We start from the raw sequence: 23,993 nt of genomic DNA, 5'->3' as shown, positions 1-23,993 counted from the left end.
GCAATGCCGCGGGCGGCAGGAATCGAACCTGCGACCGCCAGTTCGGGAGGCTGGTGAGCTGCACAGTCCGCGGGATGCGCAGACCAGGTAAACGAAAAACCGCCCTGTCCGATGGGGACGGGGCGGCGGCGGCACTGGATGTGCTACGCCTGCCACCTGCCCATATTCACATACGGCTTCGGGTGCAGATGCCCGAAGGGCCGGTTGGACATGTGCACGACGACATCGCCGCGCAGTGCGACTCGCTGCCAGTTCGTGGTGGCGGTCCGCGTCATGTCTTCCCCTCCTTCGGTCGGTGTCGTTCGACGTGATGTGACAACCATAATTTCCAGTGCCAGCCATCGCAACGCTTTTTCGGGGACGTCCTTCACGACCATTCTCGTGGGCCTCGGGCTATTCCCGGAGAATGGCTCCGGTGATGGTTCAGACACCGTCGGCGATGGCGCGGAGGGCGGCGAGGTGGTCGGTGAAGACCTGTCTGCCGTCCGCGGTGAGCGACAGCCAGGTGCGCGGGCGCTTGCCGACGTGTCCCTTGCGCACCTGGACGTAGCCGGCCGCTTCCAGCACGCCGATCTGCCGGGACAGCACCGAGTCCGAGATCTGGACCGTGTCGCGGATGAAGCCGAACTCGGCCTGGTCCGCCGCGTACAGCGCCGCCACGATGCTGAACCGCACCGGCGCGTGGATCGTCTCGTTGAGTCGGTGGCGGGGGTGGGTGGCTCCGGCGTCGCTCACCGGCGCGCGCCGGTGGCCATGCGGGTGGCGGTGACGAGCATCGGCAACGCCACCAGGACGCAGTAGGCAGTCGTCCACGGCCAGGACAGGTGTTGTGGGAGCAGGGCCACCCCGGTGGCGTACAGCACGATCGTGGTGATGAGTGCGCGGATGTAGGCCCGACCGAAGCCGCGTTGGGCGACCACCTGGGTGCGGCGGTGCCACGCCATCAGCAGTGCCAGCGCGATGCCGTAGACCGCGAACGACAGGGCGAGGGCGATCGGGTTCCTCGACGCGAAGTACGACGTCGCGGCGAGGGCGCCCGCCATGAGGACACCGACGGCGGCGGTGGTGATCGAGCCGACGACGGCTCCTCGGCGGGCGGTGGTGGTGGCGAGTCCCTGGGCGGTGGCGAGGCGTTCGCGGGCCTGGGCGCTGGTGGGGGGCGTGAGATCGTTCATGGCTACAGCATAGAAACTACTTTCCAGTTTGGAAAGTAGTTTCCGCGGCTGATCGCTCAGGACGGTCCGGTGGGCGGTGCGTCATTGCGGGCGGCGCGGATCTCGGCGAGCATCGCCTCGCCCTCGGCGATCCTGCGCCTGCGCAGCCACCACAGGACGACGGGCGCCAGCAGGGTGGGCACGACGAGCGCGGCCGTCGCCAGCCACCGTCCCTCCAGGATCCCGTCCAGGAGCACCCATTTCAGCACGACCGCCCAGCAGCCCATCCCCACCACGAAGGCCACCCGGTACCGCATCCCCGTGAACATGCTTATCAGAGGCGCGGCGGGTGGCACCGGTTCCCCAAGCGACATCCCAGGACGACCCCGGCCGCGCGGTGCTCAGCGGGACCGGGCGGCGCGGGTGGTCTCGGCGTACCAGTTGGCGACCAGGGGGCCATCCTCGGCGGTGAGCGTGTGGTGGACGTCGGCGACGAGCCGCTGGAATCTCGGCAGTACGGTGTCCCGCCAGGTCGCGGCCAGAACGCTCAGACGGTGCTCGGTGACGTCGCCCAGGGCGAACGACGCGGGGAAGCCGTACTCGAGGGGCACGCAGCGGCCGTCGGGCTCCACGACCAGCGGGGACACCAGTCGCGCGAACGCCGCCGACGGGTCATGGTCCTCCGCCGACATCGGACTGTGGGGCAGGGCGGCCCGCACGGTCAGGTCGAGGTGGACGCGCAGCTGGTCGCCGACCTCGTGGCGCAGGCGCGCGACCTCCAGCACCGCCGCGGCGCACTCGATCTCGTCGGGAACGGAGTCGGCCATCCCCGACGCCCGGCCGGACGCCTCCAGCGGGTGGATCTGCAACAGCGACGCCTTCTGTTCGAGGGCGAAGCGCACGGCCCAGTCGAGCTGGTGCACGTTGTGCTGGGTCAGGGTGAACAGGAAGCCGAAGGTGATCCCGGCCGCCCGGACGTCGTCCATCCGGGAGGCGAGCGTGTCGAACGCGCCGGGCCGGGCCCGCATCTCGTCGTGGTCGGCGGGTGGCCCGTCCAGACTCAGCGCGAGCAGGTCCAGGTGCGCGGCGATGGGCTCGAGATGACGAGAGCTGGTCAGCGTGCCGTTGGTGGTGACGAGGGTGCGCATCGCGTGCGCCCGCGCGTGGGCGAGCAGGAGCGGCAGCGGCCGGTACATGAGCGGCTCTCCGCCGGAGACCGACAGCACCGTGTACCCGAGTTCGGCGGCGTCGGTGACGACGGCCAGCAAGGTGCCGAGCGCGAGCTCCTCGCGCGCGCCCGGGCCGGACTCGGAGTAGCAGTGCAGACAGCTGAGGTTGCAGCGTCGGGTGGGGTGGATCTGGAGGATCCCTTCCCTGCCGGTCAGGCGCACGGGTCAGTAGCGCCGTTGCGAACCCGCCTCGAAGATCACTTCGAACATGTCGGGGAAGGGGATGCCCTTCGGGAAGACCTTGAATACCGGGATGTGCTCCAGCTTGGTGAGCCGGTCCAGCAGGGTGGCCAGGTTGTCGCGTTTGACGTGCCACACGCCCCAGCTGCCGTCGGGGGCCGGGATGCCGACCGGGAAGAAGTCGACGAGGTCGATCCCCTCTGCGTCGCCTACCGCCAGCAGTTTCTCGAGGTCCTGTTCGGTGTACCGGTTCTTCAACAGGTCGGAGCCGCGCATCTTGCCGGCGGCCGTCTTCGGAGCCATGTCGTTCCCCCCAGGTGGTGAGCCGGAAAGGCCACTCTCCGAAAGTTTTACACATACGCCGAGTCACCATGGCCCACATCCGCGCATCTCTATGAGGTGCGGCTTCTCGGTCGCTGGGGGCCGATAGCATCGAGGCCGCGGACAGGCCCTCGAAGTATGTGTCGGATCGGGGCGGCGGTGTTCGTAGCAGGGGAGAAGACCGCCCGACGTGGCCACGGTCGTCGACGGGCGGGAAGGGGAGGCGGCGTGGATCGAACTGCGGCCGTTCGCGTGACCGGTGTCGGCGAGGTGATCACCAGGGTCCACCGCGAGGAGTGGGCCCGCGTGGTCGCCACCCTGGCCAGGCGGGTCGGGGACCTCGACATCGCCGAGGAGATGGCGGCCGAGGCGTTCGCGATCGCCGTCGAGCGCTGGCCGGTCGACGGCGTACCCCCGAATCCCGGCGGGTGGCTCACCACCACCGCCCACCGCAGGGCCATCGACCGGCTCCGCCGCGAGGCCCGGCGCGAGGAGAAGCACCAGGAGGCGCTGATGCTGGCCGACACCCCCGAACCGCTCGGCGTCATCGACGACGACCGGCTCCGCCTCGTCTTCACCTGTTGTCACCCGGCTCTCGCGATGGAGGCCCGGGTCGCGCTGACCCTGCGGATGGTCGGCGGGCTCACGGTGCCCGAGATCGCGGCGGCGTTCCTGGTCCAGGAGACCGCCATGGGTCGGCGGATCACCCGCGCGAAGGAGAAGATCAAGGTCGCGAGGATCCCTTACCGGGTACCGGCGCGCGAGGACCTCCCCGCCCGGGTCACCGGGGTGCTCGCGGTCCTCTACCTGATCTTCAACGAGGGCTACCTGGCCTCGGCCCCCGGGAAGGAGGCGGTCCGCGCCGACCTGACCGCCGAGGCGATCCGGCTGACCCGGCTGGTCCGGGCCCTGATGCCGACGGACGGCGAGGTCGCAGGTCTCCTGGCGCTGATGCTGCTGACCGAGGCCCGCCGGGCGGCGCGGGTGTCGGCGGGCGGCGAACTCGTCACCCTCGCCGAGCAGGACCGCGGCGCCTGGGACCGCGCGCTGATCGCCGAGGGCCACGCCCTGCTCCGCGCGCGCCTCGCGTCCGGGCAGCCGCCGGGGCGCTACCAGCTCCTTGCCGCGATCAACGCCGTGCACACCGACGCCCCCGATGTCCGCGACACCGACTGGTCCCAGGTCGTCGCGCTGTATGACCACCTGAGCCGCCTGGACCCCTCGCCGATCGTGCGGCTCAACCGGGCGATCGCCGTCGCCGAGCTCGACGGACCGCAGGTCGCGCTGGCCGAGGTCGACGGTCTGCCGCTGGACGGCTACCACGCCTTCCACGCCACCCGCGCGGACCTGCTGCGCCGGCTCGGCCGCGGCGAGGAGGCGCGGGCGGCCTACGACCGGGCGATCGGGTTGGCCGGCAACTCCGCGGAGACGGCGTACCTCGTCCGTCGCCGCGACCAGCTGTCCGGCCCATGAGCCGCACCGCGCCGGCGTCGCGACCCCACCCGGGCGTGGGTGCGTGCCGGCGGGCGCGGCACGGGCCAGTTACGCCCACTGTCCGGGCTGGTAGTCCCCGGCGGGCTGCTGGACGAGGACGTTCATCCGGTTGTAGGCGTTGATCAGGGCGATCAGCGAGACCAGGGCGGCCATCTGGTCCTCGTCGTGGTGCTTGGCGGCGTCGGCCCAGGCGTCGTCGCTGACGCCCCGGCCGTCGGCGAGCCGGGTACCGGCCTCGGTCAGTTCCAGGGCGGCGCGCTCCGCCTCGGTGAACACCTTCGCCTCGCGCCAGGCGGCGACGAGGTTCAGCCGCAGCGAGGTCTCACCGGCGTGCGCGGCGTCCTTGGTGTGCATGTCCAGGCAGAAGCCGCAGCCGTTGATCTGGCTGGCCCGGATCTTCACCAGCTCCTGGGTCGCGGCCGGCAACGTCGAGTCGGAGATGACCTTGCCGGCGGTGTTGATGTACTTCAGGAACTTCGTCGCGGAGGCGTTGCCGAACATGTTGAGACGGGCTTCCATCACAGGCTCCTCTTTCGTGGGTACACCTGGATGACTCGCCAGGCGGGTCGAATGTGACCGGAGGCGGGTGTGACCCGCCTCTCACCACGAAAGGGAAGCGGTGGCCGGGGACGACCCGGCCACCCGCGACTCAGACGGCCGGCAGCCAGCCGGACCCGGTCTGCAGCACCGTCAGCCGGTTGGTGGCCCTGGTCAGGGCCACATACAGCGTCCGGGGACCGGATCCGGACTCGGCCAGCAACTCGGCCGGTTCGACGACCACCGTCGCGTCGAACTCCAGGCCCTTGGCCTCCAGCGCGCCGTGCACGGTCAGCCGGCCGTCGGCCAGTCCGCCCAGCGCGCCGGCCAGGTGATCGAGCCGGTGTTCGGCCGCGATCACCGCCACGGTCCCGGTCACCTCGGCGAGCAGTTCCGCGGCGGCCCGCACGGCCTCCTCGGCGAGCGTGTCGGCGCTGATGGCCCGCAGCACCGGCTCCCGGCCGGTGGCGCGCACCGCGACCGGCAGTTCTTCGGCGGGTACGACGCCCGCGATGACCCGGGTGGCCAGCGCGAAGATCTCGGTGGAGTTGCGGTAGTTGGTCCGCAGCGCGAACCGGTGCCGGGCGCCGGGGCCCATCGCGAGCTCCATCGCGGCCCGGGCGGCCGTCGGGTCGGCCCACGAGCTCTGCGCCGGATCGCCGACGACGGTCCAGCTGGCGTACTCGCCGCGCCGGCCCAGCATCCGCCACTGCATCGGGGACAGGTCCTGGGCCTCGTCGACGATCACGTGCGCGTAGCCGTCGTCCCCGTCGACGGCCTCCTTCTCGCGGGCGGGGGCCGCGCCCTTGATCACTGGGGCGAACCCGGGCTCGCCGTACGGGTCGACGGCGTCGGCCCATTCGAGCACCTTCAGGTCGAGGCTGGCCAGCACGGCCTCGGCCCAGCGCTGGGCGACGACGGGCGCGTCGTCGAGGTCGGGGTGCCGGGCGAAGGGCATCGGGTCCCCTGCGCCGTACAGGCCCCAGCCGTTGTCGAGGCCGCGGCTGAGGACGTACCCGCCCTCCTGGGACCGCTCGGCCCAGGTCCGCAGTTCCTGTAGTGCCCAGAGGGGTTCGGTGCGGGAGCCCTTGCGTTCCGGGGTGACGCCGAGCAGGACGCGCAGCTCGTCCAGGAGCGGCACGTCCGACACCGTCCAGGGCGCCGGTTCGGGTTCCTCGACGTCCGGCGGCACGACGCAGTCGGCGAACGACCCGGCGAGCAGTGCCGCCTCGGCCGCGGTCAGGCCGGCGGCCTCGCCCCGGGCTGGATCGGCGAGCCACGACAGCACCCACGTCGGGCTCAGCGGCGGCCACCACTCCTCGACGAAGTCGCGGAACTCGCCGCGGTCGGCCACGTCGTCGAGGAACTCCCGGTACTCCGTCGGCGGCCCGGTCTCCTCGGCGCGCAGCCGGACCCACAATGCCCGGAGCAGTTCGACTGCCGCCAGTCCCCGGGCGGCGTTCGGCGCGACCCCCCTGGCCCGGACGGCGCGGCGGACCGCCGCCAGTTCGCTCTCCCCGAGCGTGAGCGCCCGCCCCACGTGGCTGACGCGCAGCCGCACCGGCGTGTCCGGCGGGGCCTGCCAGGCGAGTTCGGCGAGGGGGTCGACGATCCGGGTGTCACCCTTGAGGGCTGCGAGCGCCGGCGCGTCGTAGCGGGTCGCGGCCACCGGCTCCGCGAGGTCGCCCAGTGCCGCGAGCCGGACGTCGTCCTCGCCCAGCCCGGGCAGCACCTGACCGATGTAGCGGGTGAACACCGCTGACGGCCCGACGACCAGCACGCCGCGCTCGGCGAACCGCCGGCGCTCGGCGTACAGCAGGTAGGCGGCCCGGTGCAGCGCGACCTGGGTCTTGCCGGTGCCCGGGCCGCCGGTGATCTCGGTGACCCCGCCCGAGGGCGCCCGGATCGCCGCGTCCTGCTCGCCCTGGATCGTGGCGACGATGTCGCGCATCGCCGATCCCCTGCTCCGCTCGAGGGCGGCCATCAGGGCGCCCTCGCCGACGAGCCGCAGGTGCTCGGGGGCCTGCGCGGCCAGCAGCTCGTCGTCGACCTCGAGCACCCGGGGGCCGGCGCAGGTGATCACGCGCCGGCGCACCACTCCCAGGGGTACCCCGGGCGTGGCCTGGTAGAACGCGGCGGCGGCCGGCGCGCGCCAGTCGACGAGGAGTGGTTCCAGGTGCTCGTCGCGCAGGCCCAGCCGGCCGAGGTGGAATCCCGACTGGTCGTCGAGGTCCAGCCGCCCGAAGACCAGCCCCTCGTACGCGGCGTCCAGGCCCTTCATCCGGCGGTCCGCCAGGTGCACCATCGCGTCGCGTTCGACGAGCCCGCCGACCGGTCCGGACCTGGCCCGGTTGTGGCCCTCCTGGTCGACCTCTGCCGCGTCGGCGCGGACCTGGGCGAGCCTGGCATAGACGGTGTCCACGATCTGCTGCTCGGCCGCGAGTTCCTCGGCCCGATCGGACTGCACTGAGATGCCTCCTGAGAATGGATGGAGGGCCAGCGTATGTGTGGAAATGGGACGGAAGATCGTTCCGCGGGTCGATGTTCCGCCTGATTCCGTGGGATACAGTTCTTGTGGCAGGGAGGGAAGGTCGCCACCGTTGCGACTCAGTTCCCGATGCCTCGCCTCCTCCGCGCTACGTGCGCATCTCACTTGCCGGCCGCCGTCCGGCGGTGAAGGCATGAAGGCTGAGGGTTCTTCGGGCTACGGGCGGACGTCCTGTGCCGGCGCGGTATGGGAAGCACGAAGCCTTCGGAGCATGCGGGCGTCCTGGAAGCCCACTGATCGCGCGGCTGCCTCGGCCGTCGCGCCGTGGCCGATCAGGTGCTCGGCTCGTTCCAGCCGCAGGACCTGCTGGTAGCGCAGCGGGGTCAATCCGGTCGCTCTCCCGAACAGCCGGGTCAGCGTTCGCTCGCTGACTCCGCAGCTGGCGGCCAGGTCGGTGAGCGGCAGCCGGTCGGCGAATCGGGAGTCGATCAGGTCCTGTGCCCGATGGACCACGTCGCTGAGGTGTGAGCGGTGCCGTAGCATCGCGCTGGCCTGCTGTTCTTCGCCGTTGCGGCGGGCGTACACCACCATCGAGCGGGCGACCCGGCCGGCGGCGCCCGGACCGTGCCTACCCGCGACCAGATGGAGGGCCAGGTCGATGCCGCTGGCGATCCCGGCCGAGGTCACGACCCGGTCGTCGACCACGTAGAGCACGTCCCGCACCACCGTCGCGGCCGGGTAGCGCCGCGCCAGGTCGTCCTGGAGGTCGTGGTGAGTGGTGCATCGCCGCCCGTCGAGCAACCCGGCACGGCCGAGCGCGTCGGCCCCGGCGCACACGCTCGCCACCGTCCCGCCGGCGGCGTGGTGCCCGGCCAGCCGGCGGGACGTTTCCGGTCGGAGCTGGCCATGGCGCCCCAGCGTCGGCCCGCGCCAGCCCGGGACGACGATGAGGTCCCCGGGCTCCAGATCGGGCCAGTCGATGCCCGCCCGGAGGGGAATTCCCTGCGAGGTGGGGACGTCCTCCTGCTCGGCCACGTACCGCAGCGTGTAGTCGTACCCGAGGTCCGCGGCGGTGGAGAACACCTGGGCGGGTCCGGCCAGATCCAACAGGTGCAGCTGTGGGACGAGCAGGAAGACGACGGTGGACACGATCCGGTCAGCCTCCGATGGTGACGGCCGCCGAGCCTACGACCTCGGCGACGGTGCGGATGGTGGCGAAGCGGCCAGCGAGCGCGTACTCGGTGCGGGTGATGATGTCCGCTGTCTGTAGCGTCCGCGGGTCGGCGAGGATCTCCTCGAGCGTGCGGTCGGCCGGCGCGTCGCGGTGCTCGATCGGGGACGTCGCCGTCGCGTCGATCACGAAGGTCACCTCGTAGCCGAGGTCAGACGCCAGCCGGGTCGTGGTCTCACAGCACTGTTCGGTCCGGATGCCGCAGATGGCCACGTCGCTGATCCTGGCGGTCGTGAGGAGGTATTGCAAGTTTGTCGTGGTGAACGCGTTGTGAGCGGACTTGGTGAGGACGGGCTCGCCCGGGTGGGGAACCAGCCCGTCCATCAGCCGGACGTGCCCGAGGGCCGGGTCGAACTCCGTTCCCGTACCGGGGTCGGCATGCAGAACCCAGACCACGAGATCACCCCGGGAGCGGAAGGCCGCCACCAGTCGGTCCACCTGGGCGACAATGTCGGGTCGGGAGATCGCCGGCCAGAGCGGCTGCTGCCGGAACGACTCTTGGACGTCTACCACGATGAGCGCTTGTTTCATAGTTCGATCATGGCCCCTCGGCGATGCCGTGGTAAGACACCATCACGCCCGGGTGCGGACCGATCCGGTCACGCGACTTCCGTCCCGTCCGGCCGCGGGATCATCCCCGGGCACGCACGATGGAGGTGCCCGGACACGTCCCGGCTCCCGTCCCCGTTCACAGCTGCGCGCCGTGACGTGAGCTGAGTACCAAGATCGCAGATGGGCCTGAAGCAACCTGTGAAGCGTCCTGCCCGTCCTACAGGAGAGATCATTTTCAGCTTCTGAAGGGACAGCGGATGCGTCCACGATGGCCGATAGGCCTCGCCCTCACCACGCTCCTCCTCTCCGCGTCACCCGGCGTAGCGACCGCCGCTCCCCCACCCGCCCCGGCCGACGTCCCCGCCGGCCAGATCCGGTCCGTCACCCTGGTCACCGGGGACCGGGTGACCGTCGCGGGCGAGCGGGTCACGGTCGCGATGGGCTCTGGTAGAACCCACGTCGGCTACATGATCACAAAGGCTGACGGGCACCTGCGGGTCACCCCTGTCGACGCGCTCGACGGGTTGCGCGACGGCAAGCTGGACCCCCGGCTGTTCGACGTCACGTCCCTGATCGACTTCGGCTACGACGACGCCCGCCGGGCCGATCTGCCGCTGCTCAGCCAGGGCGGGGCCGGGCTCGTGGCATCGGGGGTGACGCCGAGGAAGCTGGCCAAGAAGGACGCGGCCGGATTCTGGGCAGGGCTCGGGAAGAACAGGATGGCCGCGCCCGGCAAGCTCTGGCTGGACGGGATCCGCAAGCCGTTGCTGGACAAGAGCGTTCCGCAGATCGGAGCGCCGGAGGCGTGGGCTGCCGGCTACACGGGGGCCGGCGTGACCGTCGCGGTGCTGGACACCGGCATCGACGCCAGTCACCCCGACTTCGCCGGGAAGATCTCGGCGACGGGCAACTTCACCGACGATCCCGACACCGACGACCTGGTCGGGCACGGCACGCACGTCGCGTCGACGATCGCCGGGGTGGGCCCGCTCTACAAGGGCGTGGCTCCGGACGCGAAGCTGGCGATCGGCAAGGTGTGCGTGGTCTACGGCTGCCCCGAGTCGGCGATCCTCGCCGGCATGCGCTGGGCGACCCTGGAACAGCACGCCAGGGTGGTGAACCTGAGCCTCGGCTCCTGGGACGGCCCGGAAATCGACCCGCTCGAGGAGGCGGTGAACACGCTGACCGCGCAGACCGGCGCGCTGTTCGTGGTCGCGGCCGGCAACGACGGCTTCGACGGCAGCGTCGGCTCACCGGGCACGGCCGAGGCGGCGTTGTCCGTGGCCGCCGTGGACAGCGCCGACCAGCGTGCGCCGTTCTCCAGCCGTGGCCCGAGTGCGACCGGCACGGTCAAGCCGGAGATCTCGGCGCCGGGGGTGAACATCGTGGCCGCCCGGGCGGCGCACGGCGTGATCGGCACCCCGGTGAATGACAGATACACCAGCTTGAGTGGTACGTCGATGGCCACGCCGCACGTCGCGGGAGCGGCGGCGCTGCTGGCCGGCCAGCACCCACAGTGGACGGCAGCCCAGTTGAAGAACGCGTTGACCGGCAGCGCCAAACCCGGCGGGGACGTGTTCGGCCAGGGCGCCGGCCGGGTCGACGTGGCCCGGGCCACCCGGCAGTCCGTGGTCGCCGAGTCGGGCACCCTGGACTTCGGCACGACCGAGTACCCGCACGGTGACGACACGCCGGTCACCCGCCAGGTGACCTACCGCAACCAGGGGTCAGCCCCGGTCACCCTGGCGCTCCGCGTCGACGGCGCGACGCCGACCGGCCAGGCGGCCCCGGCAGGAATGTTCACCGCGGACCCGTCCGTGACGGTCCCAGCTGGCGGCACCGCCACGGTCACCGTCACCGCCGACACCAGGGTCAACGGACCCGACGGCCGCTACACCGGTCGGTTGATCGCGACAGGCGGCGACGTCTCGCTGGTCAACGCGTTCACGGTGCACCGCGAGCGGCAACTCGTCGCGGTGACGATCCACGCCACGGCCCCCGACGGCTGGCAGGTCGCCCGGCAGATGACCAGCCTGAGGCCGGACGCGGACGGGACCGACTCGGCCTACGTCTACGAGGCGCAGGGCACCGTCCGGGTGCCCCCCGGCCGGTACTCGGTGATGACCGTCATCGACAGCCCCGACGGAATGGCGGCGGTCACCCGGCCGGTGCTGGACGTGACCGGCCCGATGACCGTAGAGATGGACGGCCGTCAGGCTGGCAAATACGAGGTGAGCGTGCCTGAGCCCGGGGCCGTTTCGCTCAACGCGGGTGTGGGCATCCGGGAGGGCAACGCGAAGTGGTCCAGCACGACGTGGCTCGGCTCGGACCGGCTCGACAAACTCCGGCTCGTCCGGCTCGGCCCGAAGCCACCGGCCGGCCGGTTCGCCTCGATCGTGTCCACGACCATGGCCCGGGGCGGCGGCGAGCTGGTGGACAGCCCCTACGCGTACAACCTCGCGTGGGCCAGCGACGACCTGCCGAGCTCCCTGCGCAAGACGCTCAAGCCCGCCGACCTGGCCACGGTGCGGACCAGGGTGCTCGGGCCGGTCGACCCGAGGTTCCCGGTCGCCGAGCACGTGGCGTTCCCGTTCGCGCAGTCGCTCGGTTTCGACTCGGCGGCCGGCTTCCCCGTTCCGGCCCGGGTCGGCTCGGAGCGGGTCGAGTACTACCTGGGCGGCGACACCCTCGGCTGGAACACCATAGCGACCAAGTCCGCCGACACCGGGTTCGAGTACCAGGCGACGGACATCATGACGAACTACCGGCCCGGTAAGCATTACCTCGACGAGCTCAACAAGCCGGTGTTCGGGCCGTCAGTCGTGCCCCGGTTGATGTCGCGCGACGGCGACGAGCTGGCCACGTACGTCATGCCGCGCGGCCCGGGCCGGGCCGGCTGGTACGGGATGCGCGACACGAGCACCGCCACGACGAGGACCACGCTGTACCGCGACGGCGCCAAGCTCGCCGAGAGCGCCAGCCCGACCGGGATGTACACCACGGTGCCGCCGGAGGCCGCCGACTACCGGGTCGTCACCGAGTGGGCCGACGCCACGGCGGTGCTCAGCGACCGGATCACCACCGAGTGGGCGTTCCGTTCCGGCCACACGTCGACCCGTACCCGGCTGCCGGCGCTGGCCGTGCAGTTCTCGCCAGAGCTCGACGCCGAGGGGTACGCCCCGGCCGGCGGGCTGCTCCGGCTACCGGTCACGGTGTCCAGCGCGGATGGTTCTGTGGCCAAGGCGCTGACCGTGGAGGCTTCGTTCGACGACGGGGTCACGTGGGTGCCGGTGCACCTGATCCGGGAGCAGGGCGGTTGGCACGGCCAGGTCAGGCATCCGGCATCCGGCGGCGGGGTGTCGCTGCGGACCACCGCCACGGGGGCGGACGGCGCGAAGGTCACCGAGACGATCCACAACGCCTACCGGACCCGGTAGGCGCACAACCGGCCGCGCTCGGCCGGGCGGGCGCGGGCGCTCGCCCGACCGAGGGTGGTCCGGAAGACGTGATGGGGCCCCGCATCGCTTGCGCCGATGCGGGGCCCCGACTATCCCTCCCTGCCTCAAGCGGCGGTCAGGAGATGCTCCACTGCTGGAGGGGGGAGTTGGTGTTCGACTGCTGGGAGATCGTGGCTCCGGGACCCGTTGACGACGCTGTCAGCAGCAGACCGGAGTTGACGTTGGTGAGGGTGTAGGAGCCGTTGGCTTGCTGGGTGGCCTGCCAGCGTTGGTCGGTGACCCCGGTGCACGACCACTGGATGACGCTGGCGCCCGGGGCTGTGGAACTGGCGGAGACCCCGGCGCAGAAGTTGGAGCGGCCGTTGACCAGGGTGTAGGCGCCGTCAGACTGCTGGGTGAGGACCCAGTTCTGGTTGGTGCCCCCGTTGGCGTACCAGGTGATGAGCCCTTGGCCCTGGTTGACGGATCCACCCCAGACGTCGAGCAGGTTCCCGGACGCCAGGCGCAGGGTGTGGGTTCCGTTGAGGTTTCCAGGGGTGCTGGTCTGGGTGAGGGTCAGGGTCTGCTCGGCGGCGGTGCGGTTGCCGCCGACCGCGTTGCCGGTGGTGTTCGTCCACGCCCGGTGCGGAGTGGTCTCCGTGAGCCGGGTCGAGTCCGAGGACATGCCCAGCACGAGCTGGCTGTACCGGTTGACGATCCGGAAGGCCCCGGTCTCGTTGCGGACGATGAACCACTGCTGCCCGACACTGCCCGTCGACGCGGTGACCGTGGGCTTGGTCCCCCACGCCCGCGTGGCCGTCGTGGCGGCGTCCACGCCGAGGGCCTGGCCGGTCGCGGCGTTGGTGATCCGGAACGCGCCGTCACCCAGCGACGCGAACGACCACGCCTCCAGACCCGACCCGGTCGCGGCCCCCACCGACGTCGTCGCCGAACTGCCGGAGACCTGGGCCAGCACCCGGCCGGAACCACTGCTGATGGTGTACGTCTTCGACGTGTCCACCGGCGCGGCGGCCGGCTGGGAGGAGTCGATGGTGGCGGTGTAGTAGTTGCCTCCGGAGCCGCCCGAGCAGTTGATCGAGCAGTACGAACGGAACGACCTGCCCACGATCGTCGAGCCGGTCTTGTTGACGCTGTCGACCATCCACCGGTACCAGGAACCGGACTTCGCGGCGTTGCCCGAGTCGCCCATCAGGTACCACTTCTGCGTCGACAGGTCATCGGTGACGTAGAACTTCTGCGACGTCGGCACGCTCTGGTCCTGCACCTCGGGCTCGGCGATGTACAGGCCCAGGTACGCGTTGTAGGACACGTTCATCAAGAACAGGTCCGACTTGGGCGGGATCTTCCCGGCGGCGATCTGCTGGTCTGTGGTGCCGGTGTTGGCCGGGTTGTAGCTGTTGGCGACCGGGGTGTAGCCGGTCTGGGTGGGCGAGGTGACCGGCACCATGTTGCTCTCCTGGCCGCCCACGCCGGGCTGTGTCCAGGTGCCGTTGTACCACTTCTGCCACGAGCCGGTCGCCATCTTCTGCGACATCGGGGCCCGCGCGACGTGCACGCCGAAGGTGGAACTGCCGCCCGCGTTGTACTTCGGGTTGACCCGCGAGTTGTAGAAGACGTAGAAGTAGCCCGAGGCCGGGTCCACCAGCAGCCGGGGGTCGCCGTCGCCGTAGTACCAGGTCTGGTTCGGGAACGCGGCGTCGTCACCCCGCGTGGTGCTGTAGGGCGAGGTGATGGCGTGGCCGGTGATGGTCCACACCTTGCCCTGGTTCGTGGACACCGCGTAGTCGATCGCGTCGTAGTGCGAGAATCCGGCGCTGCCGAACGGCTCCGGGGTGAACTCGTTGTGCACGAGCCCGTACCAGTTGCCGGTGTCCGGGTCGACCCAGGTACCCATCAGGTCGCAGTAGTTGCGGTGCGCGTACCCCGAACCGGTCGGCGGGTTCGTCGAGGTGGCCCCCGTCGGGCTGTTGTCGCACCGCCACGACGTGTCGTTGTTCTTGTCATTGGCGTTGCCCGGGTTCACCGCGTTGCTGATCGTGCTGGATCGGCTGGCCGTGTCGAAGTTCGTACCGGTGTAAAAGTCCCAGTACCGGGGCTCGGTGGCACCGTAGAGGGCCGCGGACTGCTGGAAGTAGAACGTGCCGTCCTTGTCGATGTAACCGCTCGCCGGGCTGTCGGTGGCGAAGCTGTGACCGGTCAGGGCGCTGATAGAGATCGTGTAGTTGGCGGCCGGAGGGGTCGCCGACGCGGACGGGGCGACCGTCATGAGGGCCACTGCGGCGGCCGCCGCCAGGAACCCTCTTCGGTATCTGGACACAGATGGGACCTTTCTTATCAGGTGTCGTGAGCGCCCAGACATCGAAAACGCGGTGCGGGCTCGGGCGGGCACGTCGGGGGGATGTGGAAATTGCTGGCTGAAGCGCAGGGGCGAGCGTCTCGGCGGCGCCCTGTCCCCGAGCCCGCCACGGACGACCAGACGGCGGGCGCTCATGGCGGGCTCATCCGGAAGTCGTAGATGGTCGGCAGCGGGTTGTCGGCGCGGACCCGGTCGACGGCCACCGTGGTCGCGAGGCGCTCGTGGTAGGCGAACCAGAGCTGTTCGAGGGCGTCGTCGCCCTCTTTCAGGTCGTCGATGACGATGCCCGTTCCCAGCAATCGACCCGCCCGGTCCATGCGGTCCGCGGCGATCGCGGCGGCGCACTCCAGGTGCCGTATCCGCCCGTGCGCCCGCAGCGCCGGGCCGAGGCCGTCCACGACCGCGAGGGCCTGCTCGGGTCTGTCAGCGGCGAGCATGGCCCCGAGTGCCTCCACGACCAGTGGGCGCAGGCCCGGCCGCAACCGGAGGGCCGATGTGAATTGATCCGCCGCCGTCGCGAACTGTCCCGCGCGCAAGTTCGCGACGGCGAGGTTGCGCAGCGCCCACGGGTTGCGCGCCGCGTGCACGGACGCGCGCCACGCGGCCCGGGCCCCGTCGGTGTTCCCGGCGTGCCAGCGCGCGACCCCGACGTGCAGCAGGCTGAACCAGTTCTCCGGTGCCCGTTCCAGCAGCGCCCGCCACCCGGGCGCGACCTGATACGACGTCGGGGCCGTGCCAGGCGGCGGTGCGGGAAGCGCGCCGGTGTCGACGAGGGCGCGCCACGGCTGCTGTTCGGGGCCGAGGGTGTCGTCGTCGAACGGGGTGCCGGGCAGGTGCAGGGAGGTGTCGGCGCGGCAGTGGCGTTCCAGGGCGCCCCAGCCGGAGCCCGTGTGCAGCCGTTGGGTCGGCGGGAGGTCGACCCAGGCGGAGGCGTTGGCGTACTCGCGGTCGACGGCGTCGCGCGGGAGCTGGCGTTGCAGGGCGCGTTCCACGGCGCCGCGGGTGGTGATCCAGCTCGGGTCGTGGGCGGGGACCTTGTCGACGTCGAGCCGGCCGTAGGCCTCCAGCCAGGACCAGCGTTCGCCGGCGGGCATCGGCAGGTGTTCGAGCTGGGTGCGGGCGAGGCCGGCCTGGATCTCCAGGTACGGGTGCCCCGGCGGGGACAGCCATTCCTGCCAGCGCCGGCCGCCGGGGCTGTGGCCCCAGACGAACAGTTTGCGGCCGCGCAGCCAGTCGGTGGAGGTGTGGAACAGTCCGGTGCCGTCGGCGTCGACGGCGGCGATCCACCGTCGGCGGCGCGGGACGATGTCGTAGAAGTAGTCGGCCGGGTTGGGGGCCGCCGCCGGGTAGCTGGCGTCGGAGCCGTTGCGGACGGGGACGGGCACGCGGCGCAGCCTGCCGTCGTAGGACAGGTGGTAGGCGGAGTCGGCCGGCGCGACGACCCGGGTGCCGGGGGTCTCGGGTACGGCGATGTTGGACCACCAGTAGACCGGTACCTCGTGCGGGTTGGGGTTGATGATTCGCACGTGCACGTACAGCACCTCCGACAGCGGGGGCGCGTACGCGTCGATCTGGTAGACCAGTTCGCGGAGCCGTTCGAACTCCCACATCCGCAGGACCTGCACGCCGTCGGGGCGGGTGACCCGGGCGGCGTGCAGGGGTGCGCAGGTCAGTGGGCTGTGGCCGGTGGTGCCGAGGTTCCACTCGACGCCGCCGGCGAACCAGGCGTTGCGCAGGGCCAGGTTCGCCGGTTGCAGGACGGGGTTGCGGTGCAGGAGTTCCTGGCCGGTGGGCAGGTGCACGAGTGAGCGCATCCGGCCGCCGTAGCCGAGGAGGAACTCGGCGCGGACGATGCCGTTGTCGACGACGGCCACCGGCACGTCGGTGTCGGCGAGGTCGCGGGTGTACCCGTCCTGGGTGGTGTACGGCAGCAGGGTGGCGGGGTGTCCGTAGGCGAGGTTGGCGGCCAGTTCCGGGTCGGCCGCCGAGGCGTCCAGTAGGGAGGTGACCGGTCGGGGGGAACCCAACGGCGGCAGCGGGTTGGCGTCGCCGAGCGGGGCGACGGGCAGCCGGACGGTGTCGAGGCGCACGTGGGTCATTTGCCGGCCCCCACGGTGAGGCCTTCGACGATGCGGCGACCGAGCCAGACGTACACCCCGAGGATCGGGAGCACGACGATGACGACCCCGGCGAACAACCCGCCCCAGTTCGACGTGTACTGCATGGTCTGGTACAGCCCGAGCAGTGCCTGCGGCAGCGTGTACTGCTCGTTGTCCGTGATCAGGATCAGTGCCACGAGGGTCTCGTTCCACAGGCTGACGACGTTGAGGATGAACGCGGTGACCAGGCCGGGCTGGGCCAGGGGCAGCATGACGCGCAGGAAGGTGCGCGGCCCGCTGGCGCCGTCCATGGCCGCGGCCTCCTCCAGGTCGGCCGGCAGGGACCGGAAGAACCCGGTGAGCAGGAAGACCGTGAACGGCAACGACATCGCGACGTAGACGACCAGGAGGCTGACCCGGTCGTCCCACCAGCCGAACGTCGCGTAGGCGAAGCTGGAGACGGACTGCGTGAGCACGAAGATCGGAATGATCACGGCCTGCAGGGGTACGCCCATGCCGACGGCGAAGAACGTGGTGACCGGCCCCGCAGAGCGGGTCTGCCCCCGGGTGAGCATGTACGCGCACGGCGCGGCCAGCGCCACCACCAGCGCGGCGGACAGCCCCACGATGACGGCGGAGTTGAGGAACCCGACGCCGAGTTCCGACACGCTCCACGCGGACACGTAGTTGTCCGTGCGCGGGGCGGTGGGCAGCGACAGCGGCTCCTGGAAGATCTCCCGGCTGCTCTTGAACGAGGTCAACACCAGCCAGCCCAGCAGGGTGACGTTGAACGCCACCCACACCGCGACGAGCGCCCGGCCCGCGACCTTCGCCGGCCCCGCCCGCCCCCGCCGCTTCTGGCTGGCGCGGGTGCGCGGGGCCAGGACGGTTCGGGTGGGCGGCGGCTGGGCGAGTAACATTGCGCTCTCCTTCTAGAACTGGATCGCGTCGCGGCGCATGACGCGGCGCAACAGCACGACGAGGACTGAGACCAGCACGACCATGACCACTCCCATGGCACAGCCGTACCCGAGTTCGTAGGCCGGGCTGCGACCGCCGGTGGTCATGATGAACTGGTAGATCGGGATGGTGCGGGCCTGCACGGGCGGGGAGTCGCCGGTGCCGACGAACGCGTAGACGAACTCGAAGATCTTCAACGAGTTGATCACCCACAGCACGGCGGCCACGGACACGACGTCCCAGCTCATGGGCAGGGTCACGTGCCGGAACTGCTGGATCGGGGTCGCGCCGGCGAGTTCGGCTGCCTCGTAGTAGTACGCCGGGATGCGTTCCTGGCCGGTCATCAGCAGGATCACGTAGAAGCCGGTCGTCACCCATACGATGCCCACCAGGATGGTGGCGAACAGTCGGTCCGGCGCCAGCCACGGCTCGGCCAGCCCGCCGAGCCCGACCAGGCGCAGCGCGGAGTTGGCCAGACCGTCGGGTTCCAGCAGCAGGCCGAGCGCGACGCCGATGGCGATCGGGGAGACGATGTACGGGAAGAACAGCAGCGACCGCAGTGCCCGCCGCCACCGCAGTTCCCGCAACACGATGGTGAGCGCGAACGCGAGGGCGAAGATCCCGACGCCGCAGATCACCAGGATCTTCAGCGAGTTGGCGAACGCCGCCACGAACGCGTCGTCGTCGAGCAGCCGGCGGTAGTTGTCCAGGCCCGTGAACGTCATGTCGTCGCCGGCCCCGCGCCACCGGTGCAGGCTGATCCACACGCTGGCCAGGGCGGGGCCGATGAAGAACGCGACGTAGACGACCAGGGCCGGGGTGATGAACGGCCAGTACATCCGCCGGCGGGCCCGGGCGACCGGGCTCTGGCCGCGGCTCCGGGGTCGGGCCTGGCCTCGGGTCCGGGGCCGTGCCGCGCGAGGGACCTCACGCGGCACGGTGCCTACCTGGGACATCTGCTCAGCCCTGCTTGCCGAGTTTGACGCTCTCGTCCTTGAGCCGCTTGACGAAGCCGGCGGCGTCGAGCTTGCCGTTGAAGAAGTCGGCGTTGGCCGGCTCCCACACGTTGCTGACCCACTGCGGCGCGACGGCCGGGGCGTTGTCGGAGGGCAGGTACACGTCCGCGCCGGCGTTGCCCAGTTCCTTGGCGTAGTCGGCCAGGGTGGCCGGCGCCTTGACGTCCGCGCGCGGGGTGAGGTTCTGCGCGTCGGAGGAGATCTTGCCCAGGCGTTCGCCGTTCATGAAGTAGGCGATGAACTTCTTCGCGGCGTCGGAGTGTTTGGCCTTGGCCGGCACCGCGAAGCCGATCACGCCACCCTCGGCGGCGGAGTTGCCCTTGCCACCGTCGACGGTCGGGAACGGCATCGACCGGTACGTGAACCCGGGCGCGGCCTGGGGACCGGTCTCGCTCGGCGCCCACGTACCCATCAGAAGGAAGTCCGTCGGGCTCTTCCCGGCGGCCCAGGCGTTCTGTTGCGTGGGCCATTTGGTGCCGTTGAAGTCCTTGGCGAGGTACCCGCCCTTGATCAGCTGCTCCATGTCCTTGGCCGCGGCGAGGAACGCCGGATTGTCGAACGTGTCCCCCGACTTGTCGGTGGCCGCCTTGGCGAGCAGGCCCGGTCCGCCGTGCCGGATGATCGACCAGGTGGTCCAATACGCGTCGTAGGACTTCACGTCGCCGTCGAGCGCGAGCGGCGTGCGGCCCTTGGCCTTCATGGCGTCGAGGACGGTGATGAACTCCGCCCAGGTCCTCGGCGGGTTGGCGGCGAGTTCAGGGTGCTTGGCCGCGTCGTACCACATGGTCGAGCCGAAGACCTCGTACGGCACCACGAACGGCTCCCCGGCTTTGGTCTTGTACGACGCGACCAGCCCGGGCGCGATCACGTCGGAGATCTTCTTGCTCTCCCCCGGGATCGTGGTGGCGTACACGTCGGCCAGGCCCCGCACGCCGTCGACCGCGCCGAGGTTGCCGGCGATGGCGGCGCCGTCCTGGTCGGTCAGGTCCGGCACGTCGCCGGCGTTGAGCCGGGCCGCGACCTGCTTGAGCACGTCCCGGCCGGACCACTGCACCTTGACCTTGACCCCGGAGGACTTCTCGAACCCGTCGATGGCCGCCTGGAGGACCTTCTGCTGGTCCTCGCCCTGCTTCCACATCGACCAGTAGGTCAGCTCCTTGCTGTCGGCGGAGGTCGGCTTGGCCGGGCCGCAGCCGCCGGCCAGCCCACCGATCAGCGTCGCGGCGGCGAGCACCGCGACCCCTCGGCCGCCGTAGCCGGACAGATTCAGACGTTTCATTGCGTACGCACCACCCTGTTCGTGAACCCTGGTCCGGCGGGCGGAGTTGAGCCCCTACCGACCCGCCTTTAGTTCGAGTAGTGTCCTAACTAACAAAGATCAAAGTCAAGGACCTGCTGTAATTTAGTTCGACTCCCGTAGTAACATTCAAGCCAGACCGGACACGAGGCCGCACAGGAGCGCTAGACATGACAGAAAACGGCATATCGGTCATCGCGCTTCCGAGATCGGGAGATATCGCCAACCGGGCGTCCCTGCGACGCACCAACATGGGCCTGATCCTGCGACACCTGCGCGGGCACGGCGCCCGCTCGCGCACCCAGCTGTCCCTGGAGCTCGGTCTGCCCAAGGCGACCGTGTCCAACCTGGTCAACGAACTCGTCGAACGCCGGCTCGTCCGCGAAGGTGACCTCGAACGCGACGGCGCGATCGGACGCCCGCGCCAGGCCGTTCACCTGGACGGGGCCACCATCTGCGGCCTCGGCGTGGAGATCAGCGTCGACTACGCCCGGACCATCGCGCTGAACCTGCGCGGCGACCTGCTCCTGGACCGGCGCATCACGATCACGCCCGGCCAGGACAGCGGCGCGGTCCTCGACGCCGTCGCCGGCCTGATCCACGACGCCCTGACCGGCCTGCGCGCCGACGGCCTCGACGTCACGGGCGTCACCGTCGCCACCCCCGGCGAGGTCGACCGGGCGTCGGGCACCGTCCTCTTCGCCGCCAACATGGGCTGGACGCACCTGCCCGTCATCGCCGGACTCCTCCGCCGCCTGCCGCAGCCGACCCCGCCCATCACCCTGGCCAACGACACCAAACTCGGCGCGATCGCCGAGTACATGCTGGCCGCACCCCACGGCATCCACGACCTCATCTACCTGACCGGCGACGTCGGCGTGGGCGCCGGCATCATCGCCGACGGCAAACCGCTCCTCGGCGCGGCCGGCATCGCCGGCGAGGTCGGCCACATGCCACTGGACCTCGCCGGGTACCCGTGCGCGTGCGGCCGGTCCGGCTGCTGGGAGACCATGATCGGCCTCAACGCGCTGATGCGGCACGCCGCCGACCCCGACGACCCGGTCTGCGACCCCACCCGCGACCTCGAGGACCGCATCGCCGACATCCGCGCCCGGGCCGACGCCGGCGACGAACGGACCCTCGCCGCGCTCGACCGCATCGCCCACGGCCTGGGCCTGGGCATCGGGCTGCTCATCGACGTCCTCAACCCGCGCGCCGTCATCGTCGGCGGCTACTTCGCGCTCCTCAGCGACTACTTGCTGACCACGACCCGCCGCATCGTCAACGAGCGGGTCATGGCGCCCCGGGCCGGCGGGTGCGAGGTGCTGACGTCCACTCTCGGGTTCACCAGTGCCGCGCGGGGCGGGGCGCACGCGGCCCTGGACGCGGTCTTCGACGACCCGGGCTCCTTCACGGCTCCTCTCCGCGGCTCCAGGTAGGTACCGGCCCCGCTACGGTGCGCCGATGCCCTGCGGGAGGCCGAAGAGCCGCTCGGGGTCGTAGCGGCGCTGGACGTCGAACAGGCAGGGATACCGGAGTGTCAACGCGGCACGACGACTATCTGGTGGTCGTCCTCGTAGATGACACGGCCCGGGTCATGAGAGTCGACGCGCACACATTCGACACCATGCGCGGCGAGGATCTCCAGATAGCCGTCGACACGGTCGATCAGGTGTTGTGCCGCCGGTTTGAACCAGGCGGCGGCACCGGGGTTGATGTCGTGGTCGTAGACGGTGGCGTCGACGGCGGCCGGGTTGTCGTAGGCGCTGTCGTACAAGTCGTTGTTGAGCCGCCGAAAGCGCTCCTGCTCCTCGGTCAGGACACGCCTCTTCGCCAGGGTGTTGACCAGGCCGAAGACGCCGACGTACCTGCCCAGCTCATCGGGGAGCGGATTCTGAAATCTGACGTAGGTCATCCTCACAGCTTGCGCCGCGAGGGGCCGCACCGACGCCCCGTCCAGGTAGGCACCGGCCCCGCTACGGTGCGCCGATGCCCTGCGGGAGGCAGAACAGCCGCTCGGGGTCGTAGCGGCGCTGGACGTCGAGGAGGCGGGGGTAGTTGTCGGCGTAGTACGCCCGCCGCCAGTCGGTCAACTCCGGGTCGAGGTAGTTCTGGTAGGCGCGGCCACTGGCGTGCGGGGCCATCGAGGTGTGGAAGGCGCGCAGCCAGTCCTGCTGGCGCGCGACCACGTCCGGGGTGGCCGCCGCGGTCCACGTGGTGGTGAACTGCGCCAGGAACAACCCGTCGCGGTGCACGAACGCCGTGGCCCCCGGCGCGACCCGGTTCACCGCCCCGCCCAGCGCGTCGAGCGCGATGCCGCCCTCGCCCCCGCCGCCGATCCCCTGCCGTCCCTCGACGGCGGCGATGATCGCCGCGACCGCGTCGGCGGACAGCCGGCGGTTGACGATGTGGGAGCGGGCGAACTCCGACTCCCGGGCCAGTCGGCCGGCCGGGTCCTGCGCCGGCAGGTGGCACTGGGCCGCCGACAGGTCCCCGCAGCCGGCCTCGATCATCATGGCCCGCAGGTACGGGGTGCGAAACGGCGAACCTGACGGGCTGGAGCCGACCTGGTGCACGAGGCGGGAGATCTGTTCGGCGGCTCCGGACTCGGTGCCGAGCCAGGTTCCGCCGACCTGGAGCGTGGGACCTTCCGGGCCGCTGAGGGCGTGCAGGTTCGACCACAGCTGATCGGGTGCGGCCGGTGCCCAGTCCTGCCAGGCGGAGATGACCCGCGCGGCGGCCCGCCACGGCCAGTTCAGGAAGAACAGCACAGGCTCGGGGGCCTGGTGGGTGGTGAACGTGAACTCGGTGACGACGCCGAAGTTGCCGCCGCCCCCGCCCCGGCAGGCCCAGAACAGGTCGGGTTCGCGCTCCGCGTCGCAGTCGCGGACGATGCCGTCGGGGGTGACGATCCGCAGGGCGGCCACGTTGTCGCTGAGGGTGCCGTACGCCCGGCTGACGACGCCGATGCCGCCGCCGAGGGCCAGGCCGGCCACGCCCACCGTGGGGCAGGAGCCGCCGGGGACGGTGACGCCGTGGCCGTCGAGCGCCGTGTACAGGTCGACCAGCCGGGTGCCGGCCCCCACCCGGGCCCGGCCGGATCCGACGTCGGAGACGGTGTTCATCCGGGTCACGTCGATGACCAGCCCGGGGCCGGTGGAGTAGCCGGCGAAGCTGTGTCCGCCGGAGCGGGGCGTGACGGGCACGCCGGACAGCCGGGCGAACCTCAGGCACTCGGCGACGTCGGCGGGCCCGGCGCAGTAGGCGATGCCGGCCGGGCGGGAGGCGTCGAAGCGCGGGTCGAACAGGAGCCGTCCGGTCTCATACCCGTTGTCGCCGGGTCGGACCAGGTCGCCGGCCAGGCTGCGGCCGAGCGCCGACCAGTCGGGGGGCGGCTGGGTGACCCGGGTCGTGGCGGACGGCGGCCGGGCCTGGCTGGTGGAGGTGCAGCCCGCGAGCAGGCCGCCGGTGCCCAGGGCCACGGACCGCACGAGGTCCCGCCGGCTGATGCCCACCGCCACTCCCCACAGGTTGTCGGATCTCGCGTGACCCTACGAGGCGGGGGACGTCCGATGAGGAGCGGTGTCGGGAACCGGTCAGGGGCGTCCGCGCCCGGAGGCA

At 71.0% G+C, this 23,993-nt stretch carries 20 protein-coding genes; 3 read left to right on the top strand and 17 right to left on the bottom strand.

What is annotated here, in order from left to right; all coding sequences use genetic code 11:
- Positions 1–143: 143 nt before the first annotated feature.
- From IW245_RS41435 to IW245_RS03605, 6 genes are all read right to left on the bottom strand, one after another.
- Positions 144–275 carry a hypothetical protein gene (locus IW245_RS41435; RefSeq protein WP_267920110.1) on the bottom strand — a complete coding sequence of 44 codons (132 nt, stop codon included), beginning with the start codon at positions 273–275 and terminating at the stop codon, positions 144–146.
- Positions 276–423: 148 nt separating this feature from the next.
- A complete protein-coding gene (locus IW245_RS41430) occupies positions 424–735 on the bottom strand; it encodes a winged helix-turn-helix domain-containing protein (protein WP_197001778.1) in 312 nt (103 codons plus the stop codon).
- On the bottom strand, positions 732–1,175 hold the full coding sequence (locus IW245_RS03620; RefSeq protein WP_197001777.1) for a hypothetical protein: 444 nt from the start codon (positions 1,173–1,175) through the stop codon (positions 732–734). Before IW245_RS03620 ends, IW245_RS41430 begins: the two co-directional genes overlap by 4 nt.
- 56 nt (positions 1,176–1,231) lie before the next feature.
- Entirely contained in the window at positions 1,232–1,471 is a 240-nt protein-coding gene (locus IW245_RS03615) for a hypothetical protein (protein ID WP_197001776.1), read from the bottom strand.
- An 84-nt stretch (positions 1,472–1,555) separates the two neighbouring features.
- A complete protein-coding gene (locus IW245_RS03610) occupies positions 1,556–2,545 on the bottom strand; it encodes a radical SAM protein (RefSeq protein ID WP_197001775.1) in 990 nt (329 codons plus the stop codon).
- A 3-nt stretch (positions 2,546–2,548) separates the two neighbouring features.
- Positions 2,549–2,866 (bottom strand): hypothetical protein, encoded by a 318-nt coding sequence (locus tag IW245_RS03605; RefSeq protein WP_197001774.1) that lies wholly within the window; start codon positions 2,864–2,866, stop codon positions 2,549–2,551.
- A 270-nt stretch (positions 2,867–3,136) separates the two neighbouring features.
- On the opposite strand from IW245_RS03605, the gene IW245_RS03600 reads away from it, so the two are divergent.
- The gene (locus IW245_RS03600) at positions 3,137–4,357 is read left to right on the top strand and encodes an RNA polymerase sigma factor (RefSeq protein WP_197008300.1); all 1,221 of its coding nucleotides are present in this window, start codon (positions 3,137–3,139) and stop codon (positions 4,355–4,357) included.
- A gap of 69 nt (positions 4,358–4,426) precedes the next feature.
- Here the strand turns inward: IW245_RS03600 and IW245_RS03595 are convergent, their stop codons facing one another.
- From IW245_RS03595 to IW245_RS03580, 4 genes are all read right to left on the bottom strand, one after another.
- Positions 4,427–4,897 carry a carboxymuconolactone decarboxylase family protein gene (locus IW245_RS03595; protein ID WP_197001773.1) on the bottom strand — a complete coding sequence of 157 codons (471 nt, stop codon included), beginning with the start codon at positions 4,895–4,897 and terminating at the stop codon, positions 4,427–4,429.
- Between the two features lie 130 nt (positions 4,898–5,027).
- A complete protein-coding gene (locus IW245_RS42015; protein WP_197001772.1) occupies positions 5,028–7,382 on the bottom strand; it encodes a HelD family protein in 2,355 nt (784 codons plus the stop codon).
- A gap of 237 nt (positions 7,383–7,619) precedes the next feature.
- On the bottom strand, positions 7,620–8,552 hold the full coding sequence (locus IW245_RS03585; protein ID WP_197001771.1) for a GlxA family transcriptional regulator: 933 nt from the start codon (positions 8,550–8,552) through the stop codon (positions 7,620–7,622).
- Between the two features lie 7 nt (positions 8,553–8,559).
- Positions 8,560–9,165 (bottom strand): cysteine hydrolase family protein, encoded by a 606-nt coding sequence (locus tag IW245_RS03580; RefSeq protein WP_197001770.1) that lies wholly within the window; start codon positions 9,163–9,165, stop codon positions 8,560–8,562.
- 278 nt (positions 9,166–9,443) lie between these two features.
- On the opposite strand from IW245_RS03580, the gene IW245_RS03575 reads away from it, so the two are divergent.
- Positions 9,444–12,623, top strand: a complete 3,180-nt coding sequence (locus IW245_RS03575) for a S8 family serine peptidase (RefSeq protein WP_197001769.1) — start codon at positions 9,444–9,446, stop codon at positions 12,621–12,623.
- Between the two features lie 136 nt (positions 12,624–12,759).
- Here IW245_RS03575 and IW245_RS03570 read toward each other — a convergent pair whose 3' ends face one another.
- From IW245_RS03570 to IW245_RS03550, 5 genes are all read right to left on the bottom strand, one after another.
- Entirely contained in the window at positions 12,760–14,961 is a 2,202-nt protein-coding gene (locus tag IW245_RS03570; protein WP_233473115.1) for an RICIN domain-containing protein, read from the bottom strand.
- Positions 14,962–15,131: 170 nt separating this feature from the next.
- Positions 15,132–17,099: a DUF5107 domain-containing protein gene (locus IW245_RS03565; protein WP_197001768.1), complete on the bottom strand. Its 1,968-nt coding sequence runs from the start codon at positions 17,097–17,099 to the stop codon at positions 15,132–15,134.
- Positions 17,096–18,019: a carbohydrate ABC transporter permease gene (locus IW245_RS03560; protein ID WP_197001767.1), complete on the bottom strand. Its 924-nt coding sequence runs from the start codon at positions 18,017–18,019 to the stop codon at positions 17,096–17,098. Before IW245_RS03560 ends, IW245_RS03565 begins: the two co-directional genes overlap by 4 nt.
- 12 nt (positions 18,020–18,031) lie before the next feature.
- Positions 18,032–19,015: a carbohydrate ABC transporter permease gene (locus IW245_RS03555; protein WP_197001766.1), complete on the bottom strand. Its 984-nt coding sequence runs from the start codon at positions 19,013–19,015 to the stop codon at positions 18,032–18,034.
- A 4-nt stretch (positions 19,016–19,019) separates the two neighbouring features.
- Entirely contained in the window at positions 19,020–20,354 is a 1,335-nt protein-coding gene (locus IW245_RS03550) for an ABC transporter substrate-binding protein (protein WP_197001765.1), read from the bottom strand.
- Positions 20,355–20,542: 188 nt separating this feature from the next.
- Here IW245_RS03550 and IW245_RS03545 point away from each other — a divergent pair, with 188 nt between their 5' ends.
- Positions 20,543–21,811 (top strand): ROK family transcriptional regulator, encoded by a 1,269-nt coding sequence (locus IW245_RS03545; protein WP_197001764.1) that lies wholly within the window; start codon positions 20,543–20,545, stop codon positions 21,809–21,811.
- A gap of 101 nt (positions 21,812–21,912) precedes the next feature.
- Here the strand turns inward: IW245_RS03545 and IW245_RS03540 are convergent, their stop codons facing one another.
- Both IW245_RS03540 and IW245_RS03535 read right to left on the bottom strand, forming a co-directional pair.
- Entirely contained in the window at positions 21,913–22,287 is a 375-nt protein-coding gene (locus IW245_RS03540) for a hypothetical protein (protein ID WP_197001763.1), read from the bottom strand.
- Between the two features lie 61 nt (positions 22,288–22,348).
- Positions 22,349–23,887, bottom strand: a complete 1,539-nt coding sequence (locus IW245_RS03535; RefSeq protein WP_197001762.1) for an FAD-binding oxidoreductase — start codon at positions 23,885–23,887, stop codon at positions 22,349–22,351.
- Positions 23,888–23,993: the final 106 nt, after the last annotated feature.

The organism is Longispora fulva (assembly GCF_015751905.1).
Classification (GTDB): domain Bacteria; phylum Actinomycetota; class Actinomycetes; order Mycobacteriales; family Micromonosporaceae; genus Longispora; species Longispora fulva.
This window is presented reverse-complemented; position numbering and strand designations above follow the sequence as displayed.